At 64.2% G+C, this 6968-nt stretch carries 12 protein-coding genes and 1 tRNA gene; 6 read left to right on the top strand and 7 right to left on the bottom strand.

Features of this window, described 5'->3' with window-relative positions; genetic code table 11:
* On the bottom strand, positions 1–434 hold a 434-nt coding region (locus KBX34_RS29630; protein ID WP_210928264.1), incomplete at its 3' end, for a hypothetical protein.
* 76 nt (positions 435–510) lie between these two features.
* Positions 511–885, bottom strand: coding sequence for a hypothetical protein (locus tag KBX34_RS29625; protein ID WP_210928262.1), 375 nt, complete (start codon positions 883–885; stop codon positions 511–513).
* Positions 886–1010: 125 nt separating this feature from the next.
* Between KBX34_RS29625 and KBX34_RS29620 the strand changes: the two genes are divergently transcribed.
* From KBX34_RS29620 to KBX34_RS29610, 3 genes are all read left to right on the top strand, one after another.
* The gene (locus tag KBX34_RS29620) at positions 1011–1268 is read left to right on the top strand and encodes a hypothetical protein (protein WP_210928260.1); all 258 of its coding nucleotides are present in this window, start codon (positions 1011–1013) and stop codon (positions 1266–1268) included.
* On the top strand, positions 1265–1678 hold the full coding sequence (locus tag KBX34_RS29615; protein WP_210928258.1) for a hypothetical protein: 414 nt from the start codon (positions 1265–1267) through the stop codon (positions 1676–1678). Before KBX34_RS29620 ends, KBX34_RS29615 begins: the two co-directional genes overlap by 4 nt.
* Positions 1679–2134: 456 nt before the next feature.
* On the top strand, positions 2135–2809 hold the full coding sequence (locus tag KBX34_RS29610) for a hypothetical protein (protein WP_210928256.1): 675 nt from the start codon (positions 2135–2137) through the stop codon (positions 2807–2809).
* A 12-nt stretch (positions 2810–2821) separates the two neighbouring features.
* On the opposite strand, the gene KBX34_RS29605 is transcribed toward KBX34_RS29610, so the two are convergent.
* The 4 genes from KBX34_RS29605 to KBX34_RS29590 form a co-directional block, all read right to left on the bottom strand.
* Positions 2822–3151, bottom strand: coding sequence for a hypothetical protein (locus KBX34_RS29605; RefSeq protein ID WP_210928254.1), 330 nt, complete (start codon positions 3149–3151; stop codon positions 2822–2824).
* Between the two features lie 36 nt (positions 3152–3187).
* Positions 3188–3352 carry a hypothetical protein gene (locus KBX34_RS29600; RefSeq protein WP_210928252.1) on the bottom strand — a complete coding sequence of 55 codons (165 nt, stop codon included), beginning with the start codon at positions 3350–3352 and terminating at the stop codon, positions 3188–3190.
* Positions 3353–3580: 228 nt separating this feature from the next.
* Complete coding sequence (locus tag KBX34_RS29595; RefSeq protein ID WP_167362340.1) at positions 3581–3754, bottom strand: hypothetical protein; 174 nt, start codon at positions 3752–3754, stop codon at positions 3581–3583.
* Complete coding sequence (locus KBX34_RS29590; RefSeq protein WP_210928251.1) at positions 3751–3969, bottom strand: flavin reductase; 219 nt, start codon at positions 3967–3969, stop codon at positions 3751–3753. Before KBX34_RS29590 ends, KBX34_RS29595 begins: the two co-directional genes overlap by 4 nt.
* A gap of 370 nt (positions 3970–4339) precedes the next feature.
* Here KBX34_RS29590 and KBX34_RS29585 point away from each other — a divergent pair, with 370 nt between their 5' ends.
* From KBX34_RS29585 to KBX34_RS29575, 3 genes are all read left to right on the top strand, one after another.
* Positions 4340–4741, top strand: a complete 402-nt coding sequence (locus tag KBX34_RS29585; RefSeq protein WP_210928248.1) for a winged helix-turn-helix domain-containing protein — start codon at positions 4340–4342, stop codon at positions 4739–4741.
* A gap of 436 nt (positions 4742–5177) precedes the next feature.
* The gene (locus tag KBX34_RS29580; protein WP_210928246.1) at positions 5178–6221 is read left to right on the top strand and encodes a hypothetical protein; all 1044 of its coding nucleotides are present in this window, start codon (positions 5178–5180) and stop codon (positions 6219–6221) included.
* Between the two features lie 228 nt (positions 6222–6449).
* Positions 6450–6713, top strand: coding sequence for a hypothetical protein (locus tag KBX34_RS29575; RefSeq protein WP_210928245.1), 264 nt, complete (start codon positions 6450–6452; stop codon positions 6711–6713).
* A gap of 130 nt (positions 6714–6843) precedes the next feature.
* Here KBX34_RS29575 and KBX34_RS29570 read toward each other — a convergent pair.
* A tRNA-Lys gene (locus KBX34_RS29570) sits at positions 6844–6915 on the bottom strand.
* Positions 6916–6968 lie beyond the last annotated feature (53 nt).

Below are 6968 nucleotides of genomic sequence, written 5' to 3'. Positions count from 1 at the left end.
GTGGGCAGGGTGACGACGACGGCCACGTTGCGGATGGGGTTGGACCCGTAGTTGTGAACCGCAGCTACTACCTCGCCGAGGTGCTTGTCGTCGCCGCCTCCGTTGATTTTGAACTGAGCCGGGGCGGCGACCACCGCTCTGGGCACGTTAAGCACGGCGTCGGCGCGTTCTTCGGCTATCTGTCGCTCGGAGGCAGCGGCCCGCTGCCGCTCGTGCAAGAGCAGGAACGCAGCGGCGCCCGCAGCAGCCAGCCCAGCGACGACCCCGAACACGCTGCCCCATCCCTGCATCCAGTCAGTGACCTTCGGCTGATCTTCGCCAACCGGCGCTCGATAGGAGGCTGAGATGACCCACATGGACGTGAGGACCAGGACCACGCTGACGGTGATCCAGAGAGCCATCCGGCGAGCGATCCAGTCCAGGAGCATCGTCACCCTGCCATCATGACGACGGCCCGCCAGGATTCGCGCCCGGCGGCCCGTTCCGGCGGCTGAGCCTGAAATGTGGCAATCAGGTGTTGACGTCTTCGCCGAGATGCCGCGGAACCTCCGTCTCCACCCGATCCAACAGCGCGTCCACCTGCTCAGGTGGGAGGGCACAAACCGCCAGAGGCAGCCCCACCATCAAGGTGTCGAGAGTGATCGACCTGTCCGCAGCACCATCGCCGCGGCGGAGGTGCCAGAGCAGGTCACCGACCATCCCAACGGCACGATCGGGCTCGGCACCCCACATCCACTCCAACACCGTGCCGAAGGGATCTGGAGGCTGCAAGATCCCGTCCGGCTGCCAGTGCTGAAGCATGAACTCGGCCGTCTCCTTGACCAACGCGCCCACCAGGTGAGTGAGGATGCTGTCGGGTACCTCGCGAGGCTGCCCCATCGGCATGAGATCTCCAATCGGTCGTGCGACGTCACGCTGGATCGTTGCCGCTGAGCCTGGGCGGTTTGCCGCTCTGTCGGGCACTGGACAGTTGGTGTGCGCGCATCACGGAGAGTCGGAGGATCCCACCCATGGCCATCGTTCCCATTGACCCCGCTCAGGGGCCGCTCTCGACAGGCAGCTACCTCGTGATGTCCTTTGACCAGCGCAACGCCCAACTCGCGGTTTTCGGTGACCACTCCTACATGGAGGGCAACATCGGCGAGGCCATCGAAGAGGCAAAGCACGGTGCCGAGCAGGCTGCGGCGCTCGGACTCCCGCTCCAATTCCTCGTCGTGCGGGTGTCCACCGAGCAGGGATTCAAGCCGGCGACAGGGGCAGGGCAGTGATCCCGGCGCAGGGCACACACCTGGCCGAATTTCGGCGTACGGCCGACGCCGGCAACAGTTACACCACCACCATGCGGGTGGAGGCATGGGACGACGAAGGGCTGCCCATGGTTGTGGGCAAGAACGGCCTCGTGCTGGCGCAAGCCATCGAGGGGTTCCTCGGTCTGAGGAAGAATGAAGAAACCATCCGAGCCGTGATCCCCGGGGGTGGGTGGCGGGTCCGCGTTAAGAACACGAAAGACACCTGGGAAGAATTCGTCGTGGCGTGGGTAATTGACCACGACGGATGGGCGACACCCCTAACGCCGCAGTGGAGCGAGCCCGACAAGATGGCCCCGATCGCCGGCCCCGCCGAGGGCGATGTTGAACTTCTGCCGCCGCAGGCCGGCGGCGGTGCAGCCGTTGACTGAGGGCGTCACCGAATTACCGCGCCCTGGACCCGGTGATGGCAAAGGTGCCCGCCAGTAGTTGACCCGACGGGCATCTTGCCGGTTACGCCGAGCAGCGAGCGGTCAGCTCCGCCACCCCCACCGCGACGCCGGCAGCGCCCACCACCAGCCGCAACTTCCACGCGGTTGGCGATCCGGCCCCGTCTATGGCGTACCCGTGACCCCTTGCCCTTCGTTTCCGACATTGCCGATGCCCTCCCAATAGAGCAGCGGCCGGGGCGGTGCATCGTGTCAGCGGTGCACCGCCCCTTTCCAACCTCCTACCAGGCCCAGTTGCCTCGCGGGGCGATCAACGGCGGGGACGTGAATGACCATCGGACCGCCTGTGCGATTTTCACGTCTTGCGTACGGTTCGCCCACGTCCATCGCTGTCGCGAGCTGACAGGCCGCCTCGACAGGTGGAGGCAGGATGCCCGGGTGAACCTTGATAGGAAGACCTGGCAGCTCATCACCACCGCCGGCCTGTTCCTGCTCGCCGCGTTGCTTTGCGTCGCCGCGTGGGCGGTCGCAAACGCCCCGCAGAGTGGCCCAGATAGGCCTAAGGTCACCGACTGGATGCAGGCGTGGGGCAGCATCGCGGGCGTGTTCGCCGGCCTAGCTGCCGCAGGTGCCGCGACGGCGCTGTTGCTGTTTGAGCGGCGACAGGCGCGCCAAGCACGAGATGAGCTGGCGGCAGAGCGCAGCTCAGAAGATGAGCGAAGGGCACAGCTCGTCTTCACGTCCCAGCCCGGGATCGCAGGGGTTACGGGCTGGATCCGCGGCGTCAGAGTCAGGGTCTACAACCACCGGCTCTCGCCGATCCACCGGGTGACTGGCTCAGTCAACTTTCAGGGCCGAGTCGTACAGCTAGAGGTGAAAGACTTCATTTTGCCGGCCGAGTATGCAGAGATCAACGGGACAGCTCAGCCGCCAATTTCCACGGCGGATGCTCGGATATCCAGCCAAGAATCGATCGTAACGGTTGAATTCACCGACTCGTCCGGTCAGCGGTGGAGAAGAGTCGGCAACGGCCACCCGCGCCGCGTCCCTCGATACGTCTTCCCTCGGTCCTCGCAGTCAATCGAGCCAGAGAGCGTCCCGCCCGCCGAGTGATGCCCCCTGCGATTACAGCAGGATCGCGGTGGTGGCCCGGTTGTCGAAGTCGATCGGATGGCCGCTCAGGCTGCGGTAGCGGAGCTTGAACGTGGTGGCGCCGGGGTTGAGGTTGCGGAACATCGTGTGGCTGCCGAGGCCGAAGATCCCGACGTTGGTCGACGCCCCGCCGCTCTGGATGTACGCCCGGATCCGCCGGTCGGTGGCGGTCGTGCCGATCAGGCTGAGGGTGTTCGCGCCGGACACGTCGATGCCGGCCTCACCACCGGCCGGAACCCCGGTGCCGACAGCCCAGTCGATCTGCGCGTTGTAGATGACCAGGACGCGCCCGGACGGGCGCACGTTGACGGTGACCGACGGTCCGCCGGTGAGGCCGGCCTAGGTGGTGCTGGTGGTGCTGTGTTGGTTGGGCTGCTCACCGGTGATGGTGTCGATGGCGTTCAGCGCGGAGGCGGCGGCCGCGGTGCCGGGGACGGTGAGCCGGCCGAGGACCGCCCAGGACGCGGCCGACCCGCCGGTGGACAGGATGCCCGCGCAAGCCACGTGACCAGTCTGTGACCACCGGGGCGAATCCACAGGGCTCCGCACCGGCCGTAGAGCCTGTTCACGCTGGTAAAGATGGTGGGCCGCCAGGGACTCGAACCCTGAACCTATGGATTGCCGGCGAACCGGTCTTCTGCGGTGTGGTTCGAGGTCATCCGGGCTGTTGGCGTGCTTATCGGCCCGGTTTGGCTGGCGCGGTTGCTGTACTTCGCTGCTGTACTGCTGGCATCAGACGAGGCGTTGGATGCGGACCTTGGGGCGCTCGTTCCTGAGGTGTCCGTGCTTGTGCTGGCGGACCTGCTCGTCCCAGACCTCCTGGTCGTAGTCAGGGTCGGGCGGGATCCACTTGTGAGAGCCGTCGCTGTAATGGAACTTCTCGTCGCCGGGTCGCAAGATGCTCATCGGGTCCAGCCGAGGAACCGGTGGTGCAGGTCGCCGGCGGGGACGTGGGCCAGGTCCTGGGCGGCGTCGACGAGCTGGGCGGCCAGGTAGAGGGCGAGTGACACGGGGGCGAGGTCGTACTCCGCTCGCAGCTCTCGGTGGCGGGTGTGACAGGGCCAGTCGGCACCGCAGCCGCCGCAGATCCAGGCCGGCGTGATCGGGAGGTGGTTCGTCACTTCGGCTCCCCCCGCTCGGCCGGCGGTTCCGATGACGAAGCGGATAGCCGGCCGTCCTCTGAGGGCCAGTGACCCCGGTTGATCGGGATTTGATGCCTCGAATGGCAGGGCAACTCGCCCCCGCATCGGCAGACCTTCCGCCATCGCTGCCATGACCAGACCGGTCGGTGCCGCCTTGCCAGGGTTAGCGCGACGGCCACTAAGTACTCCTCGTACGACACGCGAGGCACCAGGTCTCCCCTCGGGCGTTCTTCAATCTCACGGCAGGTGGAGGCGGTCGCTGGCTGTTGTTCCAGCTCATGTCACTGTAGCGACGTAGGACTGTAGATACAATAAGATGTAGAACTATTGGACACGTAGCGTCACATTTGTGATCGACCCCAGCGCGGATCGTGCCGTGTTCCGGCAGCTCGCAGACCTCCTGCGAGACCGGATCGCGTCTGGCGACCTGGCGCCCGGGGCCTCGCTTCCCAGCGAGCTGCGGTTGGCTCAGGGGTACGGGCTGAGCCGTACGAGCGTCCGACAAGCGGTAGCGCTACTCCGGTCGGAAGGGCTCGTGATCGTGGAACCACCGCGCGGAACGTTCGTCCGCGCCGACGAGCCGACCGAAACGGTGACCCTCCTCAAGGGCGACACCGCCACCGCTCGGATGCCCACCCCCGCCGAACGGCGCGAGCTGGAGATCGGTGAGGGCATCCCGGTCATCGTGATCTTCCGGGCCGACGGCTCACGCGAGGTGTACGCCGCCGACCGCATCCGCGTCGGCCGCTGACTCTGTCGTAACCATCGACGAACCCTGTCGGGGGGATGCGGTCTCGGGCTAGCGGCTACTGCCGGCTGGTGCCGATTCGCGTCGACCAGCAGGTGCCCGGCATCGTTCGCTGACGTTCGTGGTCGGCCCGCGTTAAGGCTCGCGCTGCCTTCTTGCTGCCTCGCTGCCTGACACCTCACTTACGAGTCCTCGGCGAGCTATCCGGGCCTCGTCCGTCTTTGCCTGGCCTCGGACGACCGTCCAGCGCTGCGTTGCCCCTGGTCCTCACCATCCGGGCTGGTTGCTGGCACCGTCGCTGTCAACGCTCAACTGTTCGCCCTGACGTGCTGTCTGAGCCTTCTGCGTTCAAGTTCGCCGTCGAACGGCACGCTCCCAGGGGTTCGCCAAGGCGTCATCTGGCATCGCTCCCATATGGAGTTTCGGGTACGTTGCTGCGGTGGATATTAACGCGATCGTGCAGGCTGTGACGGCGATTGCCACCCCTCTGGCTGCCGTGGCAACAGTTTTAAGTCGACGTCAGCGCCTTCGGAAGGATATCCGCGATAATCTCTCACTGGCTGAGGAAATAGAAAAGAACGACACATTACGAGAACATACGCCGGCAGCGCTGTGGATCCACGGGCGAATTACACTCGACGTTGCGCGCCTAACTGGACAAAAACTCGGAACTCCAAAGAAGCCAGTACCTGTCAGCTCACTCATCTTGGCCGCCATAACCTGCGTCGGTTTTGGCCTTTGGACTTACTTCATTGTACGCAACGGATTTCAATGGTACTCCGTCTTTCCGGGCGTCGTGTCCGCCCTAATGCTCATCTCGATAATGGGGATGTTCATGAATCGGGAGCTCCCGCCAGCCCAGGATCCCACTCTGCCTCCTGGCGCAACTCCTGTGGCAGCAATGGACGAAGGGGAGAAGATCGCTAGAAGAATGGCCCTCTCCGAGGAAGGAATGAGTGAAAGATTCGCCGACAACGGTCCAGTTGGAGTCGTTTATAGATTCCTCGCGGCCGCCCAAGAGTGCCGCCATGAGGATTGGCTCCTTGCTGTAGATCAGAATTGGATCCATTGCCGGGTCCAAACTTGGCTGTGGGAAAACGTTGATCATTCCGATGGTGACCTAGCGCGCATGGATAAACTTGCTGATTTGCTTGCGAGGGAGGGGCAACCAAGAGAAACCTGGGAAAGTTTCTTGACTGACGAACGAAAGCACTTGCAGGACCTGTGGCAAGGCGTAGACATTGACAAGTTGGGTGCGGGAAGTGTGCAGCGGAAAATCGGGCCTAACTTTGAACTAGTGATTCTAGCTCCAACCGGCGAAACCGATGGGTACGTTGTGCAGTCTGCCACGATTGTCCGGGGTGCCTATACCTTCGTGGTCCACAAAGACAAGAACTCATGGAAAGTGGCGAATCATGTCGGCACCGCGTCTCCCAGTCCGGGATGGCCGCCGGCATGGTGGACCACGAGCGAGGATATCTAGTTCGCAACTCGCGGCCGACTGGATCAGATCCGGTCGCGTGGCGTCAGGCGGGTTAGTCAATTGCCGTGAGGCGCGGATTACGGCCTCCGTTGCTGCACTTCGCGCTGTCACGGAGTCGTGCTGGAAGGGAGATTACTGTCAGCTTGGGAATCGGGTTTTTCTGCACTGTGATTAGCACGCTGGCCGCCAAGTGAGCACGGAGCGTTCACGCCGATCGAGCAGCAGCCGGTGGTGTTTCTCGGTTCGGAGGGCGAAACGGGAGTCGTGGCGCAGAACTTGTGGGTCTACCTGTGGCTTCTCGCCGACGGCTTCGGTCCATGGGAAGCAACGGCCTATCCCGATCATGAACATGAGCCGCGCACGGATGAGCGCCTTGCCGAGATCGCCCAACGCTGGGCACCATCGCATCGCAGGTCGGCGGATGAGGTCATTACCGCAGCGCGGGAAGAGTTCCCCGGCTTCGAAGAGCTGATCGGCTCACTCTGCCGGTAGTTGGCGTGCGAGATGAGCAGCGGCTCGGCAAGAGTCGGACCGGCGAGAGTCGACTGCTGTACTTCGCTCCTGTAGCGGCCCGAATGACACCAACAGCGGCCCCAGAGAGGGCCGCTGAGCTGGAACGGAGTGGGCCGCCAGGGACTCGAACCCTGAACCTATGGATTAAAAGTCCACAGCTCTGCCATTGAGCTAGCGGCCCGCGCGCTCAGGTTACCCGACGGTGAGCGCCGGCGACTCTCGGCTTCCGGCCGG

It is taken from the genome of Micromonospora sp. M61 (assembly GCF_018070245.1).
Classification (GTDB): Bacteria; Actinomycetota; Actinomycetes; order Mycobacteriales; family Micromonosporaceae; genus Micromonospora; species Micromonospora zamorensis.
The sequence above is the reverse complement of the archived record's forward strand: the minus strand, read 5'-3'. Positions and strand labels throughout refer to the sequence as shown.